Here is a 15,719-nt window from a genome sequence, read left to right on the forward strand (position 1 = left end):
TCACCTCGCCAACGGCCATTGTGCGGCTGCGCTGCATCGACATCAGGTCTTCGCGCTCGGTTTCACTCAGATTCATTTTGCCCATGCACTATTAGATCAGTGCAATTTCATTGGTTCACTGGACTAGAGATTTCCGGGATCGTTGGTCGCAGCGCTTACGATGGTCTGAGGGCAATGCTGATCAAGTCCACCGTTCATGACTGTCATGCGTTATAGCGTGGACATGCAACGGCGAAAGCGAAAAACGATGAAACAACTGACACTGGCGATGGCTGTCGATCAATGCGCAGGATTCGGGGCGCAGCGCAAGCCTACGCGACGCGAAGCGTTTCTCGACGAGATGAACGCGATCGTGCCGTGGGCGGAGCTGTGCGCAGTGGCGGAGCCGTTTTATCCGAAACGCGGCAATGGTCGCCCGCCGATCGCGCTGGAGCGCATGTTGCGGATTCACTTTGTGCAGTACTGGTTCAATCTTGCCGATCTTGCATGCGAAGAGACGCTGTACGACAGTCTCAGCCTGCGCCGTTTCGTTGGCATTGACCTTGGCAGCGAAACGGTTCCGGACGCCACCACGCTGCTCAAATTCCGGCACCTGCTGGAGGAGCACAAGTGAGCGAACGAATCTTCGCGGAAGTGGGAGTGGGGTTGCAGGCGCGGGGAGCAAAGCTCAAGAGTGGCACGATCGTCGACGCCACGCTGACCGGTGCCCCCTCGTCGACGAAGAACAAGGAGAGGGCGCGCGACCCCGAAATGCATCAGACGACGCAAAGGCCAGCAGTGGTATTTCGGCATGAAGTTGTATATCGGTGTGGACAGTCAGAGCGGGCTGGCGCATAGCGCGGTCGTGACGGCCGCAAACGTGCACGACAAGCATCCGCTGCCACAGTTGCTGCACAGTGAGGAGCAACGCGTCTACGGTGACAGCGCATACGCGAGCCAGAAAGCACTGATTCACAGCAAGGCCCCAAAGGCACGTGACTTCACCAACAAGCGCACGCGCCGCAAGGACATCGTCGACGAAGTGGCGCGGCGCAAGAACCGCAACAAGTCGAAGATCCGCGCCCGGGTCGAGCGCGTGTTCGCGGTCGTGAAGCGGCTGTGGGGCTTCACGAAGGTTCGCTATCGCGGGCTGGCAAAAAACGCCAATCGCGCCTTCGTTGCGCCCGCGCTGGCCAATCTTTGCATGTGGCGAGGTCGCTCGACGGCACAGGTGCGCCCGTAGAGGGCCAAAGACGGGCGAAGAGCCCGTGCAGAGCCCCTCAAGGGGCCCAACATGAGCTGGAATGCCCGCTTTTACGGCTGCGATTCGCGATTTCGAAAGTTTACACATGCCTTGGTCGCAAGCAATCGTGTTTACCGGGCTTGATCAGCGCTGCCCTAGACGCCGCCCCGGCCGACATGGTGCCGACGAAGGCGAGCCGGAGGCCTGAAATAGGCCTCCGGCGCACCAGCGGGGTAGTCAGGCAGTCCCCACGCCAAAGGCCACCGCTCCGGCATCCTCTGCACATGTGGCCGACAACAGCCATGGTTTCTATCCTGTCCACTGCAGGGATACCACCGAGCTATACAATGCGCGAATGGGCCTCGCGAACCACCACTTTCCCCGATCCAGACATCCCTGAGAAGACTCGATCCCTGTGAAAACCCTGCCACTGCAAAAGCGTGCTGGACCAGGATATGGAGCCGGTGACGACGATCCGCCACCGCAATCTGCAGACCCGGGCATTCGGCGTGGATCCGTTGAACTGCGTGCTGCGGGAGCCCGTTGCGCTACATCGGCATCACCCGGGGCAAGTCGGTGGCGCGCGCAAAAATTGTTGCCTGACCGCTCAGCGGGCGCAGTCCGTCCGGAGGCCGGGGAAATGGCATGTTTGTCGGGTTTGGGCATGAAGGCGACGTAGTCGCGCTTCATGGTTTTCACGAAGCTCTCGGCCATACAATTGCTTTGCGGACCCACCGGTGTCGTGAGAGGCGCGAATCCAATACCACTCGCAAACGCACGTTTCGCGGGCAATATATCCTGAGCCGTTATCGCTTGGCCATTCAATCGAAGACGGTACGGCATCGACATTGCCAAACCGATGCTCGACGGCTGCAAGCATCATGTCCCGAACGTTGTTGCGGGTTTAGCCACCGTCGTCGCGACCCAGCTCATTGCCTCCCGGTCGCGGCAATCCAGCGCGAAGGTAGCGCGCAATGGCTCGCAGTTCTCGCACCGGAATTCGAAGCCATTGGAGCACCAGCGTTGATTGCTTCTGGCCACCGCAACCCGTCCGTCATGTCGCCGCGTGACGGAGTGACGACTTCGGTCGGCGTTGCAGCAGCAGGCTGTGAACGCGCATGACACGATAGCTGCGCTTTGCGCTCACCGCCCCAGCCCCACGCACCTCCCGGTTGCTGCGGATAACACCCCAAAGCCACCGATAGCCGTAGCTCGGCAAATCGATAACGGTCTCCCGTATTACCGCTACCAGTTCGGCATCGTCTGTCTGCACGGCGCTGTGCCCGTCTTGCCAGCCGGCAGGGCGTCCGCGCCTGATCGACACGTTCGAGCGCGCCACGCCGAAAACTTCACAGACCTGCTTCACTGGTCGTTCCCCGGCAATGATGGCGAGCGCGCTATCCTTTTTTTCCCGACCGTACTCCACTGCTTCTTTCAGAACTTCAACTTCTACGGTCTTGAGCGCGTCTGCCAGCTCCGAAGCGGGCACGACCTCTTCACCGATGAACACCGCCGACAGGCTGCCGTCCTGATACAGCTTCTTCCAATGGAACAGCTGGTTTGGATTGACGCCATGTTGGCGAGCCACCATCGACACGGTCTTGCTCGGCTCCAGACTCTCCCGAACCATCGCCGCTTTCTCTTCCGCAGCCCCACTGTCGGCGGCGCTCCGGTCCCGTCAACATTTCCACACTTCCTGCTTGCTGTTAGCTCTAAACACAGTGTATGACTACCCGTTATTTAAGGTAGGCCGTCTCCAGCAGTTCAAGGGGTTGTTCCCCGGATTGCAGAGACTTTTACGCGTGAATCGCGGAAACCCTGCATCTGGCGCTCGCGTCGGCGGGTGAGCGGATGACTGTTTTTCAGCGCGGTTGTTCACTTCTGCCGACGTCTTGACGAAACATGCGTTACGCCGGCGAGTTCCGGCACTTCCGCTTTCGCTGTCGACTAGCTTCACACCGAATTCGTAGGGCGTAGGCACCTGCCTTTCGCCAGATATTCAACCTCCGGTGCGTGCAGCGCGTGGAAGCACACGCTCCCACCGCACATCCGCGTTCGCAAGAAAGCTTTGGTCTTGAGCGCTTGCAGAAATATCTCGAGGATATGGAGCTCATATAGGCGTGAGCAGTCGCGGGGCTCGGTGTGGGCCATACTGCTCGTCGTCGGCCATGCGTACCTCGTTACGCGGGGATCGGCAGACCCATGCGCACCCATCGGCAATCCTTCAATCCCACCATAAACCATGACATCAATTTTATTGATTCAAATTTGCTTGCGTCGTGGCAGAAGCTCCGGACACAATCTCGTGAACATCGCGCTTTGAACTTTGAAATAGTCCGCCCACATCAGAAGCGTTCGGCAGGTATCCCGGCTTGTTTGCTCGTGACCGGTTCGATCAACACCATAGTGACGACTCTTATACGGAGACCTATGGTTACCAAGGCTCTGCGATCTACTCCGGCGCCGTGCAGCATTTTGCGGCAAATTCACCTTGAGAAATCATGGCAAAGCTCGTAAGCATTAGCGCAATACCCCGAATGCCGTCCAGACTCCATGCAACGTGACAGGCTTCGCCGCAGCTCTTAAATAGTTCGCGGTCGAGTTAAGCGTTGACGGCAACTGGGAGTCTGGCGGGCGTGCCGCTGCATCCCCATCTTCGTTGGAATTTCAAAACTTCTAATGCAGACAATTCATTTCGGCAATCGCAAATTCCTAAGAGCCTTTGAACTGGCCGCCCTTTCGCTTGGCGTAGCGGTCACGACGATGCCGCTGCCAGCCCGAGCGGCGACCAACTGGGTCTCGACCCGCACGCAAGCGTTCCTCCTGTCGAATGCGTCGGCATCGGCCGGCCCCTATGCGGCGCGCCGCTACTCGCTGAACAGCTTCAGCAATACTGCGCTGACCGATACGAATGTGACGCCGCTCGAATTGAGTCAGCCGCTGCACATCACCGTGGCACTGAAGCACCGCAACGTGGACCAGCTCGACAGGTTTCTTCGCGACCTCAATCAGCCGGGTAGCGTCAGTTACCACAGGTACCTCACACCGGCCGAATTCAGGGCGCGCTTCTCGCCGACCGACGCGCAGGTCGCGGCCGTAGTCGCTCATCTGAAGGCGAACGGCTTCCGCAACGTCTCCGTATCAGAGAACAACATGCTGATCTTCGCCGAAGGCAACGCAAACAACGTGCAAAGCGCCTTCCAGACGAGCATCAAGCGCTTCAACTATAATGGCAAGCCGGTCTACGGGAACGATTTGTCAGCCTTTGTCCCGCCATGGCTCGGCTCGGTCGTTGATTCGGTACTCGGCCTGCAGAATGCGGTCGTGCCGCACATCATGCTCCAACGCTTCGCGCCGGAAGCGGTCATCGAACCGAACTCCATTGAGAAGAGCATGACAGACGCGTCGCAGCTGGTCGGTCACCAGCCAACCGATTTCGCGAAGATCTATGACGCGGACAGCCTGCCCGCTGCGACCAACACGACGGTGGGCATCATCAGCTGGGGCGACATGACTCAGACCATTGCCGACCTCAACACCTTCACGCAGAACGCACACCTGCCGAAGGTCAACACGGCGGTCGTCGCGGATGGATCGGGCGTCCCGGTCCACGACGCCGAACTCGAGTGGGCTCTCGACAGCCAGGTCATCATCGGCACATCCGGCGGCGTCAAGGAGCTGATCTTCTATCCGGCCATGAGCGGTGACGGCAACGACCAAGTCACCGACGCAACGCTGAACGCTGCTTTCAACAAAGCGGTGACCGACAATAAGGCTACCATAATCAATGTGTCGATCGGGCAGGACGAACATGCAACCTACAAGGACGGCGCGCTCGCCGCCGACGACGCGGTGTTCAAGCAGGCAGTCGCACAAGGACAGATCTTCTCAGTCTCTTCAGGCGATGCTGGAGCCTATGTTGAATCGCATTCGAAGCGTGGCGCCCAAGGGTACGTCGGTACGTTCGACGGAAGCTCGGTCACCACGATGATCGATCTGTCCAAATACGGCGTGGAGTATCCCGCTAGCTCGCCGTATGTCGTCGCAGTGGGCGGCACGATGCTCGCCACGACCGGCACCATGACGTGGGGCGGCGAAACCGTATGGAATGGCGGCGTCGACTACGCGGACCGCGACAGTAACGGGGAGCCGGTCGACAACGCGGTGCGCATTTGGGCGACGGGAGGGGGCGTGAGCGTGTACGAAGCCGCGCCCAGCTGGCAGACCGCGGCGCTCGGCAGTTCGGTGACGATGCGTGCCGTGCCCGACGTGGCGTTCGATGCGGCGCGATCGACAGGCGCCTACATCATCGTCAACGGGCAGAAGAGGAACTCGCCAATCGGCGGCACAAGCCTCGCGTCACCAATCTTCGTGGGCGGCTGGGCGCGGCTCGAATCGGCCAAGAACAACAGCCTCAGCCTGCCAACGCCGGCGTTCTATGAGAATCTCCCGGGCAATACGGCGCTGTACCACGACGTGACATCGGGCAACAACGGCTACCATGGCTACGGCTTCACTGCGAAGCCAGGCTGGGACATGGTTACGGGCTTCGGCAGCTTGGACTTCGCGAAGATCAGCGCGGCAATGCCAAGTTGGCGCGCGCAGTAAGGTTGCGTCGCGTTAGCGAGGTCGAGCAGAGTCGAATCCAAATGTATGCCACACATGATGGCAAACACGAAGATACCGCGCACGAGGCAGTCCGCCGGTATTGGCAACGTGATATAGCGGCTGCATTGTGCGTTGGACGTGATGCTGATGTGTGTGGTGCGTGGCGTACCGGCTGAATTTGCGTAACCTGGATGAAATGATGAGTGGGCGGAGTATTCAGGTCGATCATTCAAGCGTGCACCGCTGGGCGATAAAGCTCGTACGGTTGTTGCAAAAAAGAATTTCGCGAATGCAAACGCCACATGGGTGGGAGTTGACGCATGGACGAAACCTATGTGAAGTTCAAGGGAACAATGGAAGTACCTGTTCCGCGCCGTCGGCAAGGTGGCTAAGACGGTCGATTTCCTGTTGCGTGCCCATCGTGACAAGGTCGCCGCTCGACGTTACTTCGAGAAGACGATTGCACGGAACGGTGAGCCCGAAACGGCTGCCGCGGACAGAAGCGGCAGCCGATCTGGCTGAGCCTCCAAGTGCTCAACGCCGGGCGGCCCACACCTATCAACGTCCGACAGAAGAGGTAGCTGAACAAATCAGCGCGCAGGACCATCGCGCCATCAGGCGCATCATCGCACCGATGATGGGATTTGGGGATTCTGGTGCGCGCACATCATCCGCTCCGGTATCCAGATCATGCACATGATCCGAAAAGGGCAAATCAAAGATGGCGATACAGATCGAACAGTTGCCGCGCGGTTCTATTCACTGGCAATGTCAGTAATCCCTATCGTGACGGGCCCGATTCCACTATCGCGGCGCGGCCCCCTTTGCGGTGGCCGTCGTGGCCGGAATTCTCTTCTACGAGGACATGGCCGCAACGGACTTCATTCGGGTCGAAGAACAAGGCGGCATCCAAGTGCCAACGGGTTTGGAATTTGCGCATCAGGTATGTCACGCGCCATGCCACCACGATACCACGGTCGGCGCGCGCTCGCCGCGGCCCATGGCGGCCAATTGCAGGTTTTGACTCTGCAGCCGTCATTGGCAAAGACCAGTTCTACCTGATCCGGGAAAGCCCGTAAGGCGCGATGCGCTGCTTCCCGGGCGTCCTCCCAGCAAAATCATGTAAGGGCAAACTTGGCGTTTCTTCGCTCTCACATTGAAGTTTCAGCAGAATCACAAAAATTTCGGAAAACAATTGGTATGGCTTTATCTCGCGCAGCAACCGCATTGCTGCTGGCTGGATTGATAACCGCGCAGACTGCTCACGCACGGGTGACACTCAACTTCGTGAACGCCGATATCGACCAGGTCGCCAAGGCGATTGGCGCGGCGACGGGCAAGACAATCATTGTCGACCCACGCGTCACAGGTCAGTTAAACCTGGTATCGGAAAACGCAGTGCCTGAGGATCAGGCGCTGAAGACGTTGCAATCGGCGCTGCGTATGCAGGGTTTCGCGCTCGTGCAGGATCATGGTGTGCTGAAAGTGGTGCCCGAGGCCGACGCCAAGCTGCAAGGCGTGCCGACCTACGTCGGCAACGCGCCGACGGCGCGCGGCGACCAGGTCGTCACTCAGGTCTTCACGCTGAGGAACGAATCGGCCAACAACCTGCTGCCGGTACTGCGTCCGCTGATCTCGCCGAATAACACTGTCGCGGCCTACCCCGCCAACAATACGATCGTCGTCACCGACTACGCCGACAACGTGCGGCGCATCGCCCGGATCATCGCGGGCGTCGATAGCGCGGCCGGCCAGGCGGTTGCAGTCGTGCCGCTGAAGAACGCGAACGCGATCGACATCGCGCAGCAGATGAACAAGATGCTCGATCCGGGCTCGATCGGCAGCACGGACGCGAGGCTCAAGGTGTCGATCACGTCGGATCCGCGCACCAACTCGCTGCTGATGCGCGCGTCGAACGCCGCACGCCTCGCGGCGGCCAAGGAACTCGCGAATCAGCTCGACATGCCGACCACGATGCCGGGCAACATCCATGTCGTGCCGCTGCGCAACGCCGACGCGACGAAGCTCGCGCGCACGCTGCGCAGCATGCTCGGCAAGGGCGGCGGCGAGGGCTCGACGGGCGGCGCGAACGAGGCGAACTCGTTCAACCAGAACGCCAGCGGCGGCGGTCCGTCGAACAGCAGCAGTTCGACGGGCACGCCGCCGTTGCCGTCGGGCGGCCTCGGCGGCGGCTCGATGAACTCCCCCATGGGCGGCGGCGCCTCGGGCTCGAACAGTAATAGCGGTGGCTTTCTCGGCAGCGACAAGGAGAAGAGCGAGGACCAGGGCGGCGGCATGATCACGGCCGATCCCGCGACCAACTCGCTGATCATCACCGCGCCCGAAGCGACGTACCGTAACTTGCGCGCGGTGATCGACCAGCTCGATGCGCGTCGCGCGCAGGTGTATATCGAGGCACTGATCGTCGAGCTGAACTCGAACACGAGCGGCAACCTCGGCATTCAGTGGCAGGTCGCGAACGGTAACTTGTTTGCCGGTACTAATCTGGCGACTGGCTCGGGCAACAGCATCGTTAATCTCACGACTGCAGCCGCGGCCGCTGGCACCACCGGCGGTCTGGCCGCGGCGCTCGGCTCGAAAGCCGCGCCGCTCCAGCAGGGCCTGAACGTCGGCTGGATCCACAACATTTTCGGCGTGCAGGGTCTCGGCGCGCTGCTGCAGGCGCTGTCACAGACCGAAGATGCCAACGTGCTATCCACGCCGAACCTGATCACGCTCGACAACGAAGAAGCGAAGATCATCGTCGGTACCAACGTGCCGATCCAGACCGGTTCCTACTCGAACCTGACGAGCGGCACGACGAGCGCGGCGTTCAACACGTTCGACCGCGTCGACATCGGTCTGACGCTGCACGTGAAGCCGCAGATCACCGACGGCGGCATCCTGAAGCTGCAGCTCTACACCGAAGACTCGGTGATCGACAACGACACGAGCAACGCGTCGACGAACCCGGCGAGCCCGGAATTCAAGAGGCGTTCGATCCAGTCGACCGTGCTATGCGATAACGGCGAGATCATCGTTCTCGGCGGCCTGATGCAGGACGACTATCGAGTGACGAACAGCAAGGTGCCGCTGCTCGGCGACATTCCGTGGCTGGGCCAGCTGTTCCGTTCCGAGCAGAAGACCCGCGACAAGACTAACCTGATGGTGTTCCTGCGCCCGGTCATCCTGAGCGACCGCGACACCACGCAGGCCGTCACGGCGAACCGCTATGAATACATCCAGGGTGTGCAGGGCGCGTACCGTTCGGACAACAACATCATGAGGGATCGCGACGATCCGGTTGTGCCGCCGATGCCGCTCGGCCCGAGCCAGGGCGGGGTGCCGGCGCTGAATCTGTTCGACCTGAACCAGATGCGCCGCCAGCAGATGATGCCGCAGCAGGCACCGCAAGAGGTGCCTCAACAGGTACCGCCGCAGGCCGTACCGCAAGCCGGCGCGCCGGCCGTGCCGCAAGCTGGCGCGCAGACCCCGACCCAACCGATGCCGCAAACCTTGCCTCAACCGGTCGTCGTCGAGCCAGCAAGCGGCGCGATGCCGAGCACGGTGTCGCCGGGAGCGCGTCCGTGACGCAGACGCCCGCGCAAACCGCGCCCTCGCAACGTCTGCTGAACGGCGACGCCGCGGCCGGCGAGCGCGCTGCGCCCTCGCCGCTCGCTGCCCGGCTCGTGCCGTACGGCTTTACGCGCAGCGGCCAAATCTTGGTCGCGCATCAGCATGCCGATAGCCTCGAGGTCTGGATCAGCGAGCGCACGAGCGAAGCCGCGCGCAACTTCGGCGCGGTGTCGGTCGTGCGCGTGCCCGTCGACGATCTCGCGCAGGCGATCAACCAGGCCTACGCGCGCCAGGACGGCAGCGCCGCGCAGGTGGTCGGCGAAGTGGAAGGCGAAGTCGATCTGTCGCGGCCGATGCAAGATATCCCCGAGGGCGAGGATCTGCTCGAATCGGAAGACGACGCGCCGATCATCCGCATGATCAATGCGCTGCTCACACAAGCGGCGCGCGAGCAGGCATCGGATATCCACATCGAACCGTTCGAGAATGCGTCCGTGGTGCGTTTTCGCGTCGACGGCACGCTCCGCGACGTGGTGCGGCCGAAAAAAGCGCTGCATGGCGCGCTGATCTCGCGGATCAAGATCATGGCACAGCTCGACATCGCGGAGAAACGTTTGCCGCAGGACGGCCGCATCACGCTGCGCGTCGGCGGTCGTCCGGTCGACGTGCGCGTATCGACGCTGTCGACCGGCCACGGCGAGCGCGCAGTGCTGCGTCTGCTTGAGAAAGACGCGGCGCGGCTCAATCTCGAAGCGCTCGGCATGGCATCCGACACGCTCGGCCAGTTCGACAAGCTGATCGGCAAGCCGCACGGCATCGTGCTCGTGACGGGCCCGACCGGCTCAGGCAAGACGACGCTGCTGTACGCGTCGATGTCGCGACTGGAGGCGGCGACCACCAACATCATGAGGGTGGAAGACCCGATCGAATACGACCTGTCCGGCATCAGCCAGACCCAGGTCAACGAGCGGATTGGCATGAACTTCGCGCGCGCATTGCGCTCGATTCTGCGTCAGGACCCGGACATCATCATGATCGGTGAAATCCGCGATCTCGAAACCGCGCAGATCGCGGTGCAGGCGTCGCTGACGGGTCACCTGGTGCTCGCGACGCTGCACACGAACGACGCGGCATCGGCTCACCCGTCTGACCGACATGGGCGTCGAGCCGTATCTGCTCGCGTCCTCGCTGCTCCGCGTGCTCGCGCAGCGGCTCGTGCGGCGCCTGTGTCCGGTGTGCCGCGAAGAGCGCACCGAAGAGGACGGCAGCAAGCGCTGGCATCCGGTCGGCTGCGACCGTTGTGGCCAGTCGGGTTACGCGGTACGCCGCGGCGTCTACGAACTGCTGCTGATCGACGAATCGATCCGCTCGCTGATCCACCGCAACGCGGCCGATGCCGAAATTCTCGAAGCGGGCCGCGCCCAGTGCATGCGCACGCTGCGCGAGGATTCGGAGCGCTGGCTCGCGTCGGGACCGACGTCGCTCGGAGAAGTGATTCGCGTGACGGGCGGAGCATGAGCGCATGCGGGCACTCCGTGGAGAGTGACATTAGATTTTCCTTTTCTCATGCGCGCCGTGCGGCTTCTGCCTTGCCTGCGGAACGCGGCTCTCACCGGAAAGCGCAGCTAAGGCAGCGCGGCGCCGCTATCATCAGCGCGTTGCTGGTGGTGACGCTGTCGGCAATTCTCGTCTCCAGCATTTTATGGCGCCAGCAGGTGCAGATCCGGCGCATCGAGAATCAGCGGCTGCTGTCGCAGGCGCAATGGGGCGCGCGCGGCGCGCTCGACTGGACCCGGCTGATCCTGCGCTCCGAAGGCGACACGTCGGCGGGTATCACCTATCTGGGTGGCGTTCGGGACGAGCCCATCGCGAAAGCGCGGCTGTCGGATTTTCTCGGCCAGATCGGCGAGGTGCGCGCTGAGCAGGGCGCGGCCACGTACCTGTCGGGCTCGATCGAGGACGCGCAGTCCAGATTCAATCTGCGCAGCCTGGTCGCGAGTCCGGCGCCCGGCGTCATGCAAATCAGCGCCGAGCAGATGGCCGCGTATCAGCGCCTGCTGGTGTCGCTCGGCCTGAGCGGGCAGCTCGCCAAAGTGACCGCGCTGCATGTGCGCGCGGGACTGTCGCAATCGGCGACGCGCTTTCAGACCGGCACGTCGATCAGCAGCTCGCCGCAGGTCGGCGGCGGCGGTATGACGGGTGGCAACTTCACGAACCAGCCCGGCATCGAGGACAGCGACGACAACGTGGCGGTCGCACCGCTGCTAATGACGGGCGTCGATTCGCTGCTCGACATTCCGGGCTACACACCGGAGATCGTCGCAAAGCTGCGGCCGTTCGTCATCGTGCTGCCGACGGTCACCGCGATCAACATGAACACCGCGTCGGCCGAAGTAATCGCGGCGGTGGTGCCGGGCATGACCGTGCCGCAGGCGCAGACACTCGTCGCGCGGCGCCAGACCGTGATTTTCCGCAATGCCGGCGACGTGCAACTCGCGCTGACCGCCGCCGGCGTGCAATCGGCGTCGATCGATCCGAATCAGTTCGACGTCAATTCGAGCTACTTTTTAGTCCACGGCACTGTGCAGCACGAGCGCGCCGAAGTGGATCGCACGACGCTCGTCTATCGCGATCCGCTGACTCACACTACGCGTATCGTGCGGGTACAAGACCAACTATGAATAGCGCAACACACAGAGAGAGTGGCCTTTGAGCACGCTGATCGTCCTATTGCCGCGTAATCCGGCGGTGCTCTCGCAGGAGTGGCAACTGCCCGAGTTGCCGTGGTTCCGTCGCAATAAGGAAGGTGGCCGGCGAGTTCGCCGAAATACAGAGGATTGCTTATGCAGAAAGGGAATAGAATTGCTGGGCGGGAGAGAGTGCCTTACGGCCGTCGCTCATCTGACCTTTGCGAATCATATGCATGGTCTCAATTCCGACCAGAATGATGCATGCGCAACGAAAATTCTTGAAACCCAGCATTGGGGGCGTTCGACGCTTGATGGCCCGGTGATCCTGTTCGACAATGTTGTTCAGTTACTTCCTCTGACGGACCTCGATTGGCGTTTCCCGCTTGGCGTTGATCGCTTGCAAGGCCGCCAGATTCGATCCACTCTTATCGATCGTCACGGTCTCGGGTTCGCCGTTCTGGTCAATTGCCTTTTCGAAATAAGCCCGGGCCGCAGCCTTATCCAGTCGGGATCGCAGCAGAAAATCAATGGTGTTGCCTGCCTTGTCGACGGCCCGGTAAAGAGATACCGCCACTCATCCCTCCACCAATAGACGGACCCGCTCGCACAACTGATTTTGTAATCAATCTTGTGCGACCGCAGCATCGCTTGCAGAGCCCCGCTGGATAAGCTCAGGAGGCCAGATCCTGTTTCAACTAATGAGCAACTGTCTTACCAGTCAAGCCGTGTGGATGGATTCATCCCACGGCTTTCCTGTTTTTGCGATGGCGTTGAGGATCAGCAGCTTTCTCATGCAGGCAACCAGAACAACCTTGTTCGGCTTGCCGGTGGCGACGAGCCGATGATAGAAAGCCCCAATTACCGGGTTGAAGCGTACGGCCGCTAACGTCGCCATATGCAACATGCGCCTGACAGCGGCACGTCCGCCGAAGATCATTCGTTTGCCGCGAAACGCTCCCGAGTCGCGGTTGAAGGGCGCTACCCCGATCAGCGCACTGACCTCCTCACGCCGCGTCAGCTTGCCGAGCTCTGGCACGTCGGCGATCAGCGTGGCGACGATAGCGGGTCCTACTCCGCGAACCCTGGATAGGGAACGGTTGATGGAACAACCGGTCTCATCAACTCATACCTGCTCCTATGAAACAGAAACTCACGCGACTTGCAGGTCGCACAAACATGTTCTTGGCAAGATCGATTCCAATGGTGACAAGGGACATGGACTTCCCCTCCTGCTGGCGTTGATGAAGATTCGACGCTCCATCATGGCACTTTGATGCCGACATTCGCGGCTTCCGCCGCAGCCTCGGGACGGGGAATGTCCGCGCCGACGGTATTTTGAGCCACCGGGCCGATTGAATTTTGAGCCGGGGTGGAGACCGGTCTAAAGCAGGACCGGTTGTGGATAAGTGTATGGGTTTCCGGGGTCGTTGTCCTCCTGCGTATGAGGGCGGGTTGCGCAGGGGAATCTGCGAGGGGCGTAGCTCGTAGCAGATTCCCCTGCGCTGGCGAACGACGTCAGGCTGATTCGGCCGCACTTGCGCCGTCGCCTCTGCGCGCCGCTTCTCGCGAGCGGATGTGTTTCTTTGCACTGGCGCTGCTATGCCGGAAACGGTAGCTTTCGTTGCCGGTCTCCACGATGTGGCAGTGGTGCGTCAGCCGGTCCAGCAATGCCGTAGTCATCTTCGCGTCGCCGAATACACTGGACCATTCAGCGAAGTCCAGATTCGTAACGGCAACGCTCGTGTGCTCGTACAGCCGGCTCAGGAGATGGAACACCAACGCCCCGCCGGCCTGGCTGAAGGGCAGATACCCGAGCTCGTCCAGAATGACCAGGTCGAGACGCAGCAGGCTCGCAGCGATCCGTCCCGCGCGGCCCTGCGCCTTTTCCTGCTCCAGTGCGTTGGCCAGATCCACGGTCGAGTAGAAGCGCACGCGCTTGCCGTGATGAATGATTCCGGACACCCCGATGGCGGTCGCCAGATGAGTCTTGCCCGAGCCCGGCCCGCCGACCAGAACCAGGTTCTGTGCGCCCTCGGTGAACGCCATGCTGGCCAGTTGCATGACGAGCTGGCGATCGACGTCCGCCGAAGTAAAGATGTTCCGTTTTGCGAAGTAAAATTGAACCTTCGCTGAATTCAGTGGAATTTCAGCATCGGATAGGAATTACTATCCTTATAAATCAAATTGTTGCGATACTCGCGAAGTAAAGTTGAGATCTTTCGTGAGTCCAGGTGCGCACTGATTTACGGCCATGTAGCCGAGTCTCTAGCGTCCGGGGGCGCCAAATGCCTGATCGAACTGCCTTGCCCGTTTGACCTCGTCGCCGTGGAGGTAAATCGACGTCGTCGATATTGACGAATGCCTCAAGTTGTCGCGCACCATGATCAGTTCGGCCCCGCGCGCGAGCGCGATTGATGCGTGCGTGTGGCGCATCCAGTGCGGGCTCGCGCGGCGCAGCTTTTCCGCCATCGCAGGCCGCTCATCCTTAATCGCGTCGGCGACCAGCACGAAGAAGCGTCGCAGCACGCGTCCGAGCCGTGTGGCATTGATGCCGGTACCATCCTCCTCTAGGCTGGCGACGAGCACCGTCGCCGGGTCCCATCGGTCCTGGGTGACCGGTAACCCGCGTTGCACCAGGTACTGATCGAGTGCCATCCGTGCCAGCGTCGGGAGCGCAACCTTGCCTGTCTTGCCACCCTTGCCGGTGATGTGTAGCCAGTGATCGCCATGATCATCGGTGAAGACGTTGCCGAGCGTCGCGCCCGTCAGTTCGCTGGCCCGCAGGCCGGTCGCGTAGCCGAAATCCAGCAAGAATCGAAGCCGCCGGGCGGCCGCCTCGCTCCAGCCGTAGGACCATTCGAGGCCATCGGCGATCGTGCGGAGCAGCAGCCACTCGCCTTCAGTAAAGCCGCGGGTGACATCGAGGCCCGCCTTTGCGTTTCCTCGTACCTTGACGCCCGCGAATGGGTTCGCAAGAACGTAGCGCTGCTCGACCAGCCAGCGGAACAGGGCCGCAAGTACGGTGAGTGCGTACGCGGCGGAGCGCGTCGACAGTCGCCCGCTGAACGGTCGCCATTCGACGCTTTGTCGCGACCGCGACGGCCCGACCCAGCGTTCCCTCGGCGTCGGCCGTCGCAGGAACGCCCGGTAGGCGATTGCGTCGTCAGTGGTCAGCGATGACAGCGCGCAGCCCCGTTCGACGATCGCCCACAGGATCAGGCGCTCCGCCTCCTTCCGGTAGGCGCGCTGCGTGGCCACCGATTCGTGCAACGACAGCCACGATTGAGTTGCCTCATAGTCGTTCGACGCCTTGAGCAAACAGACGTGCCGTGGTGCGCGAAACTGTCCGTGCGAGCCGTCGACCTCGTGCGGCAGACGCAGCTGTTCCCACGGCACCACCGGCCCGGAAGGGGCTGCCACAACCAGTGCGCGTGCACGCTCGGTCAGCGCGGGATGGGCCGCAAAGAAAGCTTCGACCTGGCGTGCGCCTGCCGTGCGTAAGCGGTAATTTCGGCTCATCTGGAACCTGCGGGTAACAGGGATCAAGATTGCGTCCGCAACTTACACACTGCGGACGCAGATCATGACTGACCCACAAACTGACTTTGACTTCCTGCCCCTGC

At 61.4% G+C, this 15,719-nt stretch carries 5 protein-coding genes and 7 pseudogenes; 7 read left to right on the forward strand and 5 right to left on the reverse strand.

The window, feature by feature from the left end; genetic code table 11:
* Nucleotides 1-196 precede the first annotated feature (196 nt).
* On the forward strand, nucleotides 197-613 hold the full coding sequence (locus tag AB4Y35_RS41870) for a transposase (protein WP_368708790.1): 417 nt from the start codon (nucleotides 197-199) through the stop codon (nucleotides 611-613).
* A 90-nt stretch (nucleotides 614-703) separates the two neighbouring features.
* Nucleotides 704-1,222 (forward strand): IS5 family transposase, encoded by a 519-nt coding sequence (locus AB4Y35_RS41875; protein WP_368692915.1) that lies wholly within the window; start codon nucleotides 704-706, stop codon nucleotides 1,220-1,222.
* Nucleotides 1,223-1,873: 651 nt separating this feature from the next.
* Here AB4Y35_RS41875 and AB4Y35_RS41880 read toward each other — a convergent pair.
* A pseudogene (locus AB4Y35_RS41880) lies at nucleotides 1,874-2,913 on the reverse strand (IS3 family transposase); the annotation flags it as partial.
* A 988-nt stretch (nucleotides 2,914-3,901) separates the two neighbouring features.
* Between AB4Y35_RS41880 and AB4Y35_RS41885 the strand changes: the two are divergent.
* From AB4Y35_RS41885 to gspK, 5 genes and pseudogenes are all read left to right on the forward strand, one after another.
* Nucleotides 3,902-5,830: a protease pro-enzyme activation domain-containing protein gene (locus AB4Y35_RS41885; protein WP_368692914.1), complete on the forward strand. Its 1,929-nt coding sequence runs from the start codon at nucleotides 3,902-3,904 to the stop codon at nucleotides 5,828-5,830.
* Nucleotides 5,831-5,971: 141 nt separating this feature from the next.
* Nucleotides 5,972-6,595 (forward strand): annotated as a pseudogene (locus AB4Y35_RS41890) (IS6 family transposase); the annotation flags it as partial.
* A gap of 435 nt (nucleotides 6,596-7,030) precedes the next feature.
* Nucleotides 7,031-9,421 (forward strand): type II secretion system secretin GspD, encoded by a 2,391-nt coding sequence (gene gspD, locus AB4Y35_RS41895; protein ID WP_368692913.1) that lies wholly within the window; start codon nucleotides 7,031-7,033, stop codon nucleotides 9,419-9,421.
* A gap of 35 nt (nucleotides 9,422-9,456) precedes the next feature.
* Nucleotides 9,457-10,924 (forward strand): annotated as a pseudogene (gene gspE, locus AB4Y35_RS41900) (type II secretion system ATPase GspE).
* Between the two features lie 29 nt (nucleotides 10,925-10,953).
* The gene (gene gspK, locus AB4Y35_RS41905; protein ID WP_368692917.1) at nucleotides 10,954-12,087 is read left to right on the forward strand and encodes a type II secretion system minor pseudopilin GspK; all 1,134 of its coding nucleotides are present in this window, start codon (nucleotides 10,954-10,956) and stop codon (nucleotides 12,085-12,087) included.
* A gap of 160 nt (nucleotides 12,088-12,247) precedes the next feature.
* Here gspK and AB4Y35_RS41910 read toward each other — a convergent pair.
* The 4 pseudogenes from AB4Y35_RS41910 to AB4Y35_RS41925 form a co-directional block, all read right to left on the reverse strand.
* Nucleotides 12,248-12,672 (reverse strand): annotated as a pseudogene (locus AB4Y35_RS41910) (transposase); the annotation flags it as partial.
* A gap of 142 nt (nucleotides 12,673-12,814) precedes the next feature.
* Nucleotides 12,815-13,186: pseudogene (locus AB4Y35_RS41915) on the reverse strand (transposase); the annotation flags it as partial.
* 425 nt (nucleotides 13,187-13,611) lie between these two features.
* A pseudogene (gene istB / locus AB4Y35_RS41920) lies at nucleotides 13,612-14,175 on the reverse strand (IS21-like element helper ATPase IstB); the annotation flags it as partial.
* A 186-nt stretch (nucleotides 14,176-14,361) separates the two neighbouring features.
* Nucleotides 14,362-15,585, reverse strand: a pseudogene (locus AB4Y35_RS41925) (tyrosine-type recombinase/integrase); the annotation flags it as partial.
* Nucleotides 15,586-15,719 lie beyond the last annotated feature (134 nt).

The sequence above is a fragment of the Paraburkholderia sp. EG286A genome, from assembly GCF_040965375.1.
Lineage (GTDB): Bacteria > Pseudomonadota > Gammaproteobacteria > Burkholderiales > Burkholderiaceae > Paraburkholderia.